The following is a 12,900-nucleotide window of genomic DNA, read 5'->3' as shown; positions in this document are numbered from 1 at the left end:
TGTCAGGCCACCTCGACGGTCATGGTGTCGGAGGCGACATGGCCGTCGAGGAAGCGCACCGTGCGCTCGGCATATTCGGCGACGTCGGCCTCGTGGGTGACCATGGTGATGGTCAGGCCAAGCTCCTTGTTCAGTTGCGTCAGCAACTCCATGATCTCGTGCGTGCGGGCAGTGTCGAGATTGCCGGTCGGTTCGTCGGCGACGAGCAGCGTCGGCCTCGTGACGATGGCGCGCGCGATCGCCACGCGCTGTTGCTGGCCGCCGGAAAGCTCGGCCGGCGTGTGATGCTCGCGACCGACAAGGCCGACTTGCGCCAGCGCCTGCATGGCAAGATCGCGGCGCTCGCGGCCGGCCACGCCGCGATAGATCAGCGGCAGTTCGACATTTTCCGCCGCCGTGGTGCGCGCCAGCAGATTATAGCCCTGGAAGACGAAGCCGACATAGAGGTTGCGCAGCATGGCGCGGCGGTTGCGGTCGAGCCGGCCAGCATCGACGCCCATGAAGGAATAGGTGCCGGCGGTCGGCGTGTCGAGGCAGCCGATGATGTTCATCGCCGTCGATTTGCCGGAGCCGGACGGGCCCATGATGGCGACGAATTCGCCGCGCCGGATCGCCAGGTCGACGCCGGCCAGCGCGTGCACCTTGGCTTCGCCATGGCCGTAGCTCTTCCAGACCTTGTCGAAGGTGATGAGGGGGGCGCCCATCGCCACGGCGTCAGCTCCGCTGCTGCGAGGCCGTGATGACCTGCGCCCCCTCTGACAGGCCCGAGGTGATCTCGGTCAGCTCGCCGTCGGTCGAGCCGATCCTGACGTTGACCGGATGCGGACGGCCTTTCTCCAGCACGTAGAGCATGCGTGAGCCGTCGGTCGGCGGCGCTGCCGCCTGGCGCTGGCGATTGCCGCCGGGACGTCCCATGCGGCCGGTGAACAGGTCGCTCAGGCTCCAGCCGCGGGCGGCCTGCTGCGCAGGACGATAGCGGAAGGCGGAGGAGGGGACGGTCAGCACGTCCTTGGCCTGCCGGGTGACGACCGAAACAGTGGCCGTCATGCCGGGGCGCAGCAACAGCTCGTTGTTGTCGACCTCGAGCCGCGCATTGTAGGTGACGACGCCGTCGGTGGTGACCGAGGCGTAGGAGATGTCGCGGATCTCGGCGTCGAACGGCCGCTCCGGGAAGGCATCCACGGTGAAGCGGGCATGCTGGCCCGGCTTCACCGCGCCAATATCGGCTTCGTCGACCGCCGCCACCAGTTCCATGTTCCTGAGATCGGCGGCGATGATGAACAGCACCGGCGCCTGCAAGGAGGAGGCGACCGTCTGGCCGGGGTCGACAGAGCGCGTCAGCACGATGCCGTCGATCGGCGCATAGATGGTGCTGTTGGCAAGGTCGGTCTGCTGCGATTTCAGGTCGGCGTTGGCGATGGCGAGATTGGCCTCGGCGCTATCGAGCGCTGCCTTCGAACGGTCGCGGGTCGCGGTCGCCGCTTCGAGCGACTGGTCGGTGGCCATGCCGCGCTTGGTGAGGGCGGCGGCGCGCACGAGCGCGCTTTCATTCTCGGCCAGCGTCACGGTGGCGTCCGCGACATTGGCGGCGGCCGCCTTGGCGGATGCCTCGGCGCGTTCGATCTGCACCTGCAGCTTGGCGGTGTCGAGCGCGGCCAACACATCGCCCTTCTTGACCCGCTGGTTCTCGTTGACCGAGACTGAACGGATGATGCCCGAGAGCTGGCTGGAAATGTCGACCTGGGTGAGGGGCTGCAAGGTGCCGGTCGCCGAAACCTCGACAGTGAGGTCGGCCTTGGCGGCGGGCGCCGTCGTATAGTCGATCTTGACCGGCGAGCCGGCATACCACTGGTAGCCGGCAAAAGCCGCGACAAGGACGATCAGCGCCAGCAGCGCATAGAGCCAGCCGCGGCGGCGATTCTTGCGCCGCCCCGTCTGGTCGAGCCCGAGCGCGGTCTCGATGGCGGAATCCGATTCCGTCTTTGGCAGATTGACAATCTGGTCCACGCCGGACCCCCTGAAGCGCAATAAGTCCCTATGAGTGCACAGATCAGTGCTAATGGTTCGAATATCAAATTAAATTTCGCTCATGTTGGGATTGAGGCAGAAATTCGGATCAAAGCGGAAGGTTTCCTCCATGAGACGCGATTACTTGCTTTACGATGTGTTTACGACCGATCGGCTGGCCGGCAACCCGCTGGCGGTGGTGTTGGACAGCGGCGGACTGGACACGGCTGCGATGCAGGCCATCGCACGAGAGTTCAACCTGTCGGAATCGGTGTTCGTGCTGCCGCCGGACAATCCCAAGCACCGCGCCCGTATCCGCATCTTCACGCCCGATTATGAAATGCCTTTCGCCGGCCACCCGACCGTGGGCTCGGCGATCGCGCTGGCCGAACTGGCCGATATCGCGCTCGCTGAAATGGCCGACAATGACGGCGCTGCGAGCATTTTCGTGCTGGAGGAAAACATCGGCCCGGTGCGCTGTGCCGTCAGCAAGCACGATGGCGCCACCTTCGCCGAATTCGACCTGGCGAAGCTGCCGGAGCCGCTGAAGCTCGAAGCCGACCCGGTGGCGATCGGCGCCGCCCTTGGCCTGGCGCCGCACGAGATCGGTTTCGAGAATCACCGCGTCGCGTTCTGGTCAGCCGGCGTGCCCTATGTGACCATACCGGTGGCCAATCTGGAGGCGGCCGGCCGGATCCGGCTCGACAACCAGGCCTGGTCGGAACTGGCGCCCCGCAAGAGCGAATGGGCCTTTGCCAGTCCCTATGTCTATTGCCGAGAGACGGTGAACCACGAGAGCGCCTTCCATGTGCGCATGATCGTGCCCGGCACGCCTTCCTACGAGGACCCGGCGACCGGCTCGGCGGCGGCGGCTTTCGCCGGCGCCGTCATGCATTTCGACGCTCCGACGGATGGCGTTTCGCAGCTGTGGATCGAACAGGGGCTGGAGATGGGGCGGCCCTCGCGTATCCGCCTGGAACTAAGTGTACAGGGCGGAAAACTGGTCTCGGCGCGCATCGGTGGCAACGCGGTCAAGGTGGCGGAAGGCAAGCTGTTCGTCTGACCATCTGCGTCACTTCGGCGATTTGTCGGGAAATGATTCCGGCAGGGCTGGACAGGACCGGCATCGGCGGCTATATGCCCGCCAACGCCGGTTTTTGCCGGCCGAGTGGGTGCGTAGCTCAGTTGGTAGAGCAGCTGACTCTTAATCAGCGGGTCCACAGTTCAATCCTGTGCGCACCCACCAAATTCTTCAAAGACTTGGTGGAAAGACCCTGAATAGGCCGGTTCAATTGCCGCGCTCGTTCATCAGTGTTTGGCTGCCTTCGCAACCCGGCCGCCGTTGGCCAGGTGAGACGCGGGACTTTGCAGCTTGGTCAAAGACTACGATTGGCCGCGCCGAAAAACGCGGCTCAGAAACCTGCCGAACCGAAAAGCCATGCCGTTGTCCGCGCTCCGACCGTCGTCGGCATCAATGGCGGCCTTTCCGCCTGAGAAATCGCTGATGAGCCACCAGAAGAAAACCAGAAAAACAACGAGAATTGCGGTGTCGATCGGGCCGTAAGTTGAATATCCACTGTGCCGAAGCACACCAGCAAGCAGCACGGCGATAGTCATAGCAGCGGCAGCCGGGTGAAGCTTTTTCATCCACCAGATCTATTCGAGAATCGCTACAACCGGAAGATGTTACTTCTCCGACACGCCGGCCTCGGCAAAGCTCGCCATCCTCGCATGGCACTCCAGCGCCGAGCGGACGATGTTGACGGCGAGGCAAGCGCCGGAGCCTTCGCCGAGCCGCATGCCGAGGTCGAGCAGCGGCGGCAGGTCGAGCGCTTCGAGCAGGCCGCGGTGACCCGATTCAGCCGAGACGTGGGCGGCGATCGTATGAGCAAGGCCTGTGGAGTGCAGCTTTGCCAAAGGTGCTGCGGCTGCGGTGCAGACGAAGCCGTCAAGTAGCACCGGTATGCCCATGTGACGGGCGGCAAGCGTGGCGCCGAAGATGGCGGCGAGTTCGCGGCCGCCGAGCGCCATGGCAATCCCCAGTGGATCGGCAAGAACAGCGGCATGGCGCTCCAGGCCCGATTCGATGGCGACCACCTTGCGCTCGAGGCCGGCATCGTCGACGCCGGTGCCGCGTCCGGTCCATTTTTCGGCACCGCCGCCGAACAGCGCCGCCGAGATCGCGGCGGCCGGCGTGGTGTTGCCGATACCCATCTCGCCGAAGCAGACGAGATCGAGATCATCAGTCACCGCATCGTAGCCGGCCGAGACGGCGGCAAGAAATGCCTTGTCGTCCATCGCCGGCGTTTGCGTGAAATCGCCGGTCGGATGGTCAAGATCGAGCGGAATGACATCGAGTTCGGCGCCTGCGATGCGGGCGAGCTGGTTGATGGCCGCACCGCCGCCGGCGAAATTCGCCACCATCTGCACCGTGACTTCCGAAGGATAGGCCGACACGCCTTGGGCGGTAACGCCGTGGTTGCCGGCGAAGACGAAAACTTTCACCCGCTCGAGCCTAGGCATGTCGCGGCCCTGCCAGCGCGCCAGCCACGCGGCGATGGACTCAAGCCGGCCGAGGCTGCCCTGCGGCTTGGTCAACGTGTCCTGGCGGCGAGCGACCGCGCTCGCGGCGGCGTCATCGCCATCAGGCAGGTCGAGGCAAGCAGCGCGCAGTTCATCTAGGGATTTGAAAGGCATGGAAGGAAATTCTCCGAAACAGAGTCAGGAAAGGGCTACGGAAGCGACGAGCAGCACCGCGATTTCGCTCACCTGTTGCATAGCGCCGATCGTGTCGCCGGTCTGGCCACCGATCTGGTTGAGGCAAAGCGCGTGGACGGCGGCAAACAGCAGTCCGAGCAGGATAAGCGCCGCGATGGCGCCGCCAAGCCCGAGCAGGAGGAGCGGGATGGCGCCGAGCACGGCGCCGGCGAGGGCAATTTCCCGCGAGACGGTGCCGGCGCCGGCCGAGAGGCCATCGTCGCGCGCCGGGGGCAAGAGATGCATGAAGGTGCCGAATACGCCGCGCGAGGCCGCATGGGCGGCCAGGAGCGCGAAGAGAGCTTGTGTGGGATCGACGAATTCCGACAGCGCGCTCCAGCGGATGAGCAGCGACAGCGCCAGCGCCATGGCGCCGTAGGCGCCGATTCGGCTGTCGCGCATGACCTCCAGCTTTCGACCGCGCGTGTTGCCGCCGCCAAAACCGTCGGCGACATCGGACAGCCCGTCCTCGTGCAGGCAGCCGGTGGTGACCGCGGTTGCAACCAGGGCAAGGGCTGCCGCCGACCCGATGGCAAGGCCAAACCGTTCCGCCGTGGCAAAGACGATGGCGCCGATCAGGCCGACGACGAGGCCGGCGACCGGGGCGGCCCAGATCGCGGCGGCAAGGCTGCGGCCGCGAAAGTCGATGACGGGCAAGGGCAGCCTGGTGAAGAAGACCAGGCAGAGGGCAACATCGCTGGGGATTTGCCGGGGCGAAAGGGTGACCTTCGGGAACTTCATGCCTCAGCCCCTTGCGATGGCATGGAAGAAGGTGCCGCTGATCTGGCCGCGCCGGTAGCCCGAGGCGCCGATCGGATTGCCTTGCCCGTCGGCGAGGTCGGCCAGGGGCTCGTCATCGCCGGCCGCCGTCGTCTGCGCATAATGGAATTCGTGCCCGCGGATCAGCGCGCCCCGCGGGCCGAGCGGACAGTCGGCGCGCAGCCGCGCTTCGCGATAGCCGAGGTTCATCTTGCGCTTGGCGAAGCTGGTTGAATGGCCGAGCAGGCCGAGCATTTTGTGCGTTTCGCCAGATGCATCTTCCAGGGCTTCGCCAAGCACCATGAAGCCACCGCACTCACCATGGATGGGCTTCGTCCCGGCGAACCTTGCCGTTCCTTTCCGAAAATTCGCAGCGGCGGCGAGACGGCCGGCGTGAAGCTCGGGATAGCCGCCGGGCAGCCAGCAGACGTCGCAGCTGTCGTCAGGCGCCTCGTCCGCGAGCGGCGAGAACGGAACGATCTCCGCGCCGGCCTTGCGCCAGTAGGCCGCGACGTGCGGATAGAGAAAGGTGAAGGCGGCATCCTCGGCAAGTGCGATGCGCTGGCCGGGCGGCTGCAGCGCATCGTCGAAGCTGCCGGGCTCCGGGGCGAGAGGTGTTGCTAGCGCCATGACGGCGTCGAGGTCGAGCGACTTTTCCGCCATGTCGGCCAACCGGTCGAGATGCGCCATCAGGTCATCATATTCACTGGCCTGGACGAGGCCGAGATGGCGCTCGGGCAAGTTGAGCGTGGGATCGCGCAGGATGGCGCCGACGACCGGCAGGCCGATCGCCTCGATGGCGTCGCCGGACAGCCGGCGATGGCGCTCGCTGCCCAGCCGGTTGAGCACGATGCCCGCCATGCGAACCTCCGGATCGTAGATGGCGAACCCCTTGGCGACGGCCGCTGCCGTGGTCGACTGGCCGGAAACGTCCAGCACCAGCAGCACCGGCAGGCCGTAGAGCCGCGCGAGATCGGCCGCCGAACCGCTGCGGCCCGGCGCGGCCGGAATGCCGTCGAACAGGCCCATGGCGCTTTCGAGGATGACAAAATCGGCGTCGTCGGCGGCATTTACGGCCAGTGCGTTGAGCAGCGACGGCGACATCGCCCAGCTGTCAAGATTGACGCCGGACAGGCCGGTGGCGGCGGTGTGGAAGCCGGGATCGATGTAATCGGGGCCAGACTTGGCGCCGCGTACTTTCAGGCCGCGCCGAGTGAGTGCGCGTAAAATGCCGATGGTGACGCTGGTCTTGCCCGAGCCGGAGCGCGGTGCGCCGACGATGATCGCGCGGGCGCTCACGATGCACCCGCCAGCGCCGCGCGCATGGCGACGATGCCGCCGACGACGATCAGCGCCGGTGCGGACAGGCCGGCGGCGGCGGCTTCCTCGGCGATGGTGGCCAGCGTGGCGACGACGATGCGCTCCTGCGGCGTCGTCGCGGCGACGATCACCGCCGCCGGCGTCGATGGCGCCAGCCCGCCGTCGAGCAATGCGGCCGATATCACAGGCAGATTGGCCATGCCCATGTAGACCACGACAGGCTGGCCGGTGCGCGCGATCGCGGCCCAGTCGAGATCGTCATCGGTGCCGGCGGCATGGCCGGTCGCCAGGATTACCGCCTTGTTGATGCCGCGCATGGTCGCGGGGATGCCGGTGGCGGCCAGCGCGCTGAGGCCCGAGGTGAGGCCGGGCAGGACGCGGAACGGGATGTTTTCCCGCGCCAGCGCCAGCGCCTCTTCGCCGCCACGGCCGAAAATATAGGGGTCGCCGCCCTTCAGCCTGACGACGCGGCGGCCCTGGCGCGCCAGCCGGACCAGCAGGGCGGTTATGTCGTCCTGTTTCATCGAGGGTTTTCCGCCGCGCTTGCCGGCAAAGAAAAGCTCGGCGTTTTCGGCAACCGCGACGACGTCCGGGGAGACCAGCGCATCGTAGACCAGCGCATCCGCCTCACTCAGCGCCGCCAGCACTTCCAGCGTCAGGCAGCCGGGATCGCCGGGGCCGGCGCCGGCGAGCCAGACATGGCCGGGCTCAAGCGTCCGCGGCTTGAAGTTCAGCCGGGCAAGCGCCTGTTGGAGCGCGGCGTTCTCGCCCTTATTTTTGGTGCTGTCGCTCACAATCCGTCCCGTCCGCGAAAACGCCGTTGGTAATGCGCGTCGTACAATGAACTCTCGCCAAAGCCTTCCGCCGCCAGCGAGCGGCCGACGAAGATGATGGCCGTACGCTCCATCGGGTCGGCGGCCAGTTGTGCCTCGATGGTTTCCAGCGTGCCGGTCAGCACGCGCTCGTCCGGCCAGGAGGCACGGAAGACGACCGCCACCGGGCAATCGCGGCCATAGAGCGGCGTCAGCTCGGCGACGATGCGATCGATGGCGTGGATGGCAAGATGAATGGCAAGCGTGGCGCCGGTGCGGCCGAAACCGGCCAGCGTTTCGCCAGGCGGCATTTTTGAAGCGCGGCCGGAGACGCGGGTCAGCACCAGGCTCTGGGCGACTTCGGGAATGGTCAGCTCGCGCCGCAGAGCAGCCGCCGCGGCAGCGAAAGAGGGAACGCCCGGCGTCAGCGTGTAGGGAATGCCGTGCCTTTCCAGCCGGCGGATCTGTTCGGCAACCGCGCTCCATACCGACAGGTCACCGGAATGCAGCCGCGCGACATCATGGCCGGCCTTGTGGGCGGCCAGATATTCGGCCTCGATCTCGTCGAGCGACATCGGCGCGGTGTCGATCAGCTTCGTTCCCGGGGCGCAATGCTGCAGCAATTCGGGCGCCACGATCGAGCCGGCATGGAGGCAGACCGGGCAGCTTGCCAGCAGCCGCGCGCCGCGCAGGGTAATGAGGTCGGCGGCGCCCGGACCGGCGCCGATGAAATGCACGGTCATGCCGCGTCTCCGCTGATGGCGATGGCGCAGGTGACCGGGCCGAGCACGATGCGTGGTCCCAGCAGCCTGGCGCCTTCGCCGGCGACGGCCAGCGCCGATGCTTCGGAAACCGACGGTGTGCCGGCCAGACCCTGCGAGAGGCTGGAGTTGCTGAGCGCCTTCGTCGACGCTGCTTTAAGCGCTGCCTCATCGACGACGATGACGGGAAGGTTGAGTGTGCGACCTGCGGCAGCGATCGCCTGTTCATCTTTCTTGAGCATGGCGGTGGCGAGCGACGAGAGCGCCGTCATCGCCAGCCCGTGCGCTTCGAGCGCGGTTTCTATCGCGGCAAGCACGTCCTCGACGCTTACACCCTTTCGGCTGCCGACGCCCGCGACCATCATGGCTTGATCCAACTCCATTGGGTAACCGGCATCGCCGGCCGCCAGGCCTGCATCGAACCGACAGGCGCGGCGCGGGATATGGCGATGCGGGTCAGATCGCCCCCGAGCTCGGTATGACGGGCAAGAAGCAGCGTCTCCATTTCCAGCGTCACCGCATTGGCAACGAGGCGGCCGCCGGTGCGCAGCGCCTTGATGGCGGCGGCCAGCACGCCGGCGTCGCTGCCGCCGCCGCCAATGAAAATCGCGTCTGGCGTATCGAGCCTTGCAAGCGCCTTGGGTGCGCTGCCTTCGACTACGATGAGTCCGGGAACGCCGCAGGCAGCAGCGTTGTGGCCGATGCGGGCGGCGCGGATCGGGTCGGCTTCGATGGCAACAGTGCGCATCGAAGGGTGGGTGAGCATCCATTCGATGCCGATGGAACCGGAGCCGGCGCCAATATCCCACAGCAGTTCGCCGCGCCTCGGCGCCAGCGCCGACAGCGTGATGGCGCGGATCTCATGCTTGGTGATCTGGCCGTCATGGTCGAACAGATGATCGGCGAGGCCTGATGTCAAAGGCAGGATACGCGCATCCGGACCAGATTGAATTTCGAGCGCCAGCACATTGAGCGGATTGATGTTTTCGAGGTTGAAGGCATCGGCCCGGGCCGTGCGCAGGTTCTCGTTCGGCCCGCCCAATGCCTCCAGGATCGTCAACCGCGAGGCGCCGAAATCAAGCTCGGTGAGCAGGCGGGCGATTGCCGCCGGTGCATCGCCGTCGGATGTCAGGGCCAGGATGCGTGCGTTGGGTTGCAGCAATGGCCGGATCAGGTCGATGGGGCGGCCATGCAGCGAGACGGTTTCGATGTCCTGCAGCGCCCAGCCAAGGCGAGCGGCCGCCAGCGAAATGGCCGACGGCGCGGGAATGACATGCATCTCCCGCGGCATGACCTTGCGGGCGAGGGTGACGCCGACGCCGTGGAAAAAGGGATCGCCGGAGGCAAGAACGCAAACGCGCTTGCCGGCGAGCGACAGCACGTCGTGCATCTTGGCATCGAAGGGAACCGGCCATGGGCGCGGATCGCCCTTGGCGAATGATGAGACGAGCGCCAGATGCCGCTTGCCGCCAAAGATGATTTCAGCGTCGGCGATCCGCTGCTTGGCCTCGTCGCCGAGACCGGCTACACCGTCCTCGCCTATGCCAACGATGGTGAGCCATTTTTGGTTGGCGCCGCGTAGACTCTTAGCAGGCATGATGACCCACCGCATTCTGATCCTCGGCGGAACCACCGAAGCCCGGCAACTGGCTGGAAAACTGGCAGCCGGTTACTCGGTGATGCTGTCGCTGGCGGGCCGCACCGAAAGCCCGGTGACGCAGGGCGTGCCGGTACGCAGTGGAGGGTTTGGCGGCGCCGATGGTCTGGCCGCCTATCTCAAGGAGACAAGCATCGAGCTGCTGATCGACGCCACGCATCCCTACGCGGCGCGAATTTCCGCCAATGCGGCGCAGGCCGCGCGCATGGCTGGGGTGCCGATCGTCGCTCTGCGCCGTCCCGGCTGGGAGCCTGTCGAGGGCGATCGCTGGACGCAGGTCTATACGACAGGCGATGCCGTGCAGGCGCTTGGACCGGCGCCGCGCCGTGTATTCCTGGCTCTCGGCCGGCAGGAGGTCGCGGCTTTCGAAGCCGCGCCCCAGCACCACTATCTCATCCGCAGCGTCGATCCGGTCGAGCCGAAGCTGGCAGTGCCCGATGCCACCTATCTCCTGGCGCGCGGGCCGTTTCGCGAGGCGGAGGAACACACGCTGCTCCAGCGGCACGGCATCGACATCGTCGTATCCAAGAACAGCGGCGGCGCGGCGACTTATGGCAAGATCGCCGCGGCGCGGGCGCTTGGCCTCGACGTCGTCATGGTGCGCAGGCCTGCGCTGCCGGAGATTCCTTCGGCTGCGACCGTTGATCAGCTTGCCGACATGGTCGATCATCTTGTCGAGCCTGCCGCGGAGCGCGGCGTGTAAACCAGCGCCGGCCTGTTACCGCGCCTGATGATCCGGGTTTCTGGCGAACCGATGATGATGCAGGTTGCCATATCCGCCTTGTCGGCATCGGCATCCGCCAGCAGGAACACCTCGATGCGCTCATCGGGCCGGCCTGCGGCACGGCCGAATATAACGGGCGTGGTGCCCGGCAGAATGGCCTTCAGACATTCGAAGGCGCGGCCAAGCTGCCAGGGGCGCGCCTTGCTGATGGGATTGTAAAGCGCGATGACGAAGCCGGCGCCGGCGGCCGCCAGCAGGCGCAGTTCGACCAAGTCCCATGGCTTCAGATTGTCGGACAGCGAGATGGCGCAGAAATCATGGCCGAGCGGTGCCCCGATGCGGGCAGCGACAGCGAGCATGGCGGTGACGCCAGGCACGATTGCGAGATCGATCGCGCGCCATTCGGAGGGGCCGGCTTCGATCGCCTCGCAGACGGCCGCCGCCATGGCGAAGACGCCTGGATCGCCCCCGGAGACGACGGCGACATTGTGACCTTCGGCCGCCTTCGCCAGCGCCTCGTTGGAGCGGGCAAGCTCTTCGCGATTGTCGGAGGCGATGCGGGTCTGGTCCGGGCGCAATTCCAGCCGGTCGAGATAGGGCTTGTAGCCGTAGAAGAAGCTTGCCTCGGCGACGGCGTGGCTCGCCTGCGGCGTCACCTGATCGGCGTTGCCAGGTCCGAGCCCGATGACAGTGAGGCGGCCGCTCATGCGCCACCCGCCGACGCGACAGGGCGTCCGGACCAGCCGGCAACGAGCACAATGGCGAAATAGGGCGCCTTGTCGTCCGGCTTGTCGGTGAGCCGCATCGAGACGCTGCCCGGCATGGTGCCGCGCTCGACATAGACGGCGCGTGTCAGCTTGCCGGTGGCCTCCAGCGCCCGCCGGATTTTGGGCAGGTTGCGGCCGACCTTCATGATAACGGCGGCATCGGTGTCGGCGAGGCGCCGGGTCAGTTCGAACTCGCTCATCGTGCCCGGCAGCACGGTCAGCACGTCGTCGCCCTGGACGATCGGCAGGCCGGTCGCCGACCAGCAGCCCGACATGGCGGTAACGCCGGGAATGACCTCGGTCGGAAAACGATGGGCGAGGCGCACATGCAGATGCATGTAGGAGCCATAGAAGAGCGGATCGCCTTCCGACAGCACGGCGACCATCCTACCGGCATCCAGATGACCGGCAACGGTCTCGGCGGACTCCTCGTAGAAGGCCGATATCTGCGCGCGGTAATCGTCGTGATCCTTGTCGATCTCCGTGGTCACGGGATAGAGCAACGGCAGTTCCAGCATGTCGGGCCGGAAGCGCGTTTCGACGATGGCGCGCGCATTGCTGTTGTTGCCGCGCTTGGCGAAATACGCCACCACATCGGCCTCGGCCAGCGCACGCGCGGCCTTCAGCGTCAACAGTTCCGGGTCGCCGGGACCGGTACCGACGCCGACCAGGCGGCCCCTCGGGCCGGTTTTGGGGAGCGCGTTCACAGGCCGGGCCTCGCGAGAGAATTGAGGGCTGCCGCGGTCATGGCGCTGCCGCCAAGCCTGCCGCGCACGATTGCATAGGGTACGCCGTAGGAATTCTGCGCCAGCGCGTCCTTCGATTCGGCGGCACCAACGAAGCCCACCGGCATGCCGATGATGGCGGCCGGTTTCGGCGCACCGTCGCGCAGCTTCTCCAGAAGATAGAAGAGTGCGGTCGGCGCATTGCCGATGGCCACCACCGAACCGGCGATGCGCTCGCCCCACAGGTCGATCGCGGCGGCAGAACGTGTGTTGCCGATCGTCCTGGCGATTTCATGCGTGCGCGGGTCGCGCAAGGTGCAGATCACCTCGTTGCCGGCAGGCAGACGGGCGCGGGTGACGCCGTGCGAGACCATTTCGGCGTCGCAGAAGATCGGCGCGCCGGCGGCAAGCGCGGCCCGTGCGGCGGAAACGAAATCGCTGGAGAAGACAAAATTCTTGGCGGCTTCCACTTGGCCGCAGGCATGGATCATGCGGACCGCGACATCGGCCTCTGCTTCGGAAAAGCGCGCGAGATCAGCCTCGGCGCAGATGATGGCAAAGGAGCGTTCGTAGATCGCCGTGCCGTCGTGGATGTAGTCGTAGGCGACCAT

Annotated in this window: 15 protein-coding genes and 1 tRNA gene; 3 read left to right on the top strand and 13 right to left on the bottom strand. The window is 66.4% G+C overall.

The genetic code is table 11. From position 1 onward, the window contains the following. Nucleotides 1–2 precede the first annotated feature (2 nt). Both LB545_RS13660 and LB545_RS13655 read right to left on the bottom strand, forming a co-directional pair. Nucleotides 3–710 carry an ABC transporter ATP-binding protein gene (locus LB545_RS13660; protein WP_140564194.1) on the bottom strand — a complete coding sequence of 236 codons (708 nt, stop codon included), beginning with the start codon at nt 708–710 and terminating at the stop codon, nt 3–5. Nucleotides 711–714: 4 nt separating this feature from the next. Beyond that, nucleotides 715–2,007 carry an efflux RND transporter periplasmic adaptor subunit gene (locus LB545_RS13655; RefSeq protein ID WP_224705234.1) on the bottom strand — a complete coding sequence of 431 codons (1,293 nt, stop codon included), beginning with the start codon at nt 2,005–2,007 and terminating at the stop codon, nt 715–717. Between the two features lie 130 nt (nt 2,008–2,137). On the opposite strand from LB545_RS13655, the gene LB545_RS13650 reads away from it, so the two are divergent. Both LB545_RS13650 and LB545_RS13645 read left to right on the top strand, forming a co-directional pair. Next, nucleotides 2,138–3,070: a PhzF family phenazine biosynthesis protein gene (locus tag LB545_RS13650; protein WP_140495414.1), complete on the top strand. Its 933-nt coding sequence runs from the start codon at nt 2,138–2,140 to the stop codon at nt 3,068–3,070. Between the two features lie 107 nt (nt 3,071–3,177). Continuing rightward, a tRNA-Lys gene (locus tag LB545_RS13645) sits at nt 3,178–3,253 on the top strand. 137 nt (nt 3,254–3,390) lie between these two features. On the opposite strand, the gene LB545_RS13640 is transcribed toward LB545_RS13645, so the two are convergent. Genes LB545_RS13640 through cbiE form a run of 8 tightly spaced genes read right to left on the bottom strand, consistent with a single transcriptional unit; the run spans nt 3,391 to nt 10,013 of the window. Beyond that, nucleotides 3,391–3,654, bottom strand: coding sequence for a hypothetical protein (locus LB545_RS13640; RefSeq protein WP_140516441.1), 264 nt, complete (start codon nt 3,652–3,654; stop codon nt 3,391–3,393). A gap of 39 nt (nt 3,655–3,693) precedes the next feature. Beyond that, nucleotides 3,694–4,704: a nicotinate-nucleotide--dimethylbenzimidazole phosphoribosyltransferase gene (gene cobT, locus LB545_RS13635; RefSeq protein WP_140559570.1), complete on the bottom strand. Its 1,011-nt coding sequence runs from the start codon at nt 4,702–4,704 to the stop codon at nt 3,694–3,696. Nucleotides 4,705–4,728: 24 nt separating this feature from the next. Continuing rightward, nucleotides 4,729–5,505 carry an adenosylcobinamide-GDP ribazoletransferase gene (gene cobS / locus LB545_RS13630; RefSeq protein ID WP_224705233.1) on the bottom strand — a complete coding sequence of 259 codons (777 nt, stop codon included), beginning with the start codon at nt 5,503–5,505 and terminating at the stop codon, nt 4,729–4,731. Nucleotides 5,506–5,508: 3 nt separating this feature from the next. After that, complete coding sequence (locus tag LB545_RS13625; RefSeq protein ID WP_224705232.1) at nt 5,509–6,822, bottom strand: cobyrinate a,c-diamide synthase; 1,314 nt, start codon at nt 6,820–6,822, stop codon at nt 5,509–5,511. After that, nucleotides 6,819–7,637: a uroporphyrinogen-III C-methyltransferase gene (gene cobA, locus LB545_RS13620; RefSeq protein WP_140495562.1), complete on the bottom strand. Its 819-nt coding sequence runs from the start codon at nt 7,635–7,637 to the stop codon at nt 6,819–6,821. Before cobA ends, LB545_RS13625 begins: the two co-directional genes overlap by 4 nt. After that, complete coding sequence (gene cobM / locus LB545_RS13615) at nt 7,634–8,398, bottom strand: precorrin-4 C(11)-methyltransferase (protein WP_140495563.1); 765 nt, start codon at nt 8,396–8,398, stop codon at nt 7,634–7,636. The genes cobA and cobM overlap by 4 nt, the downstream gene beginning before the upstream one ends. Then, nucleotides 8,395–8,781, bottom strand: coding sequence for a cobalamin biosynthesis protein (locus tag LB545_RS13610; protein WP_224705231.1), 387 nt, complete (start codon nt 8,779–8,781; stop codon nt 8,395–8,397). Before LB545_RS13610 ends, cobM begins: the two co-directional genes overlap by 4 nt. After that, entirely contained in the window at nt 8,778–10,013 is a 1,236-nt protein-coding gene (gene cbiE, locus LB545_RS13605) for a precorrin-6y C5,15-methyltransferase (decarboxylating) subunit CbiE (protein ID WP_140879881.1), read from the bottom strand. Before cbiE ends, LB545_RS13610 begins: the two co-directional genes overlap by 4 nt. A 1-nt stretch (nt 10,014) precedes the next feature. On the opposite strand from cbiE, the gene LB545_RS13600 reads away from it, so the two are divergent. Then, the gene (locus tag LB545_RS13600; protein ID WP_140879882.1) at nt 10,015–10,776 is read left to right on the top strand and encodes a cobalt-precorrin-6A reductase; all 762 of its coding nucleotides are present in this window, start codon (nt 10,015–10,017) and stop codon (nt 10,774–10,776) included. On the opposite strand, the gene LB545_RS13595 is transcribed toward LB545_RS13600, so the two are convergent. The 3 genes from LB545_RS13595 to LB545_RS13585 are packed head-to-tail and all read right to left on the bottom strand — an operon-like array spanning nt 10,740 to nt 12,900. Next, complete coding sequence (locus tag LB545_RS13595) at nt 10,740–11,504, bottom strand: precorrin-3B C(17)-methyltransferase (protein WP_140495567.1); 765 nt, start codon at nt 11,502–11,504, stop codon at nt 10,740–10,742. The genes LB545_RS13600 and LB545_RS13595 overlap by 37 nt on opposite strands. Next, nucleotides 11,501–12,271, bottom strand: coding sequence for a precorrin-2 C(20)-methyltransferase (locus tag LB545_RS13590; RefSeq protein ID WP_224705230.1), 771 nt, complete (start codon nt 12,269–12,271; stop codon nt 11,501–11,503). Before LB545_RS13590 ends, LB545_RS13595 begins: the two co-directional genes overlap by 4 nt. Next, on the bottom strand, nt 12,268–12,900 hold the full coding sequence (locus tag LB545_RS13585) for a precorrin-8X methylmutase (RefSeq protein ID WP_224705229.1): 633 nt from the start codon (nt 12,898–12,900) through the stop codon (nt 12,268–12,270). The genes LB545_RS13590 and LB545_RS13585 overlap by 4 nt, the downstream gene beginning before the upstream one ends.

The organism is Mesorhizobium sp. BR1-1-6, from assembly GCF_020165355.1.
In the GTDB taxonomy this organism is placed as follows: Bacteria; Pseudomonadota; Alphaproteobacteria; order Rhizobiales; family Rhizobiaceae; genus Mesorhizobium.
This window is presented reverse-complemented; position numbering and strand designations above follow the sequence as displayed.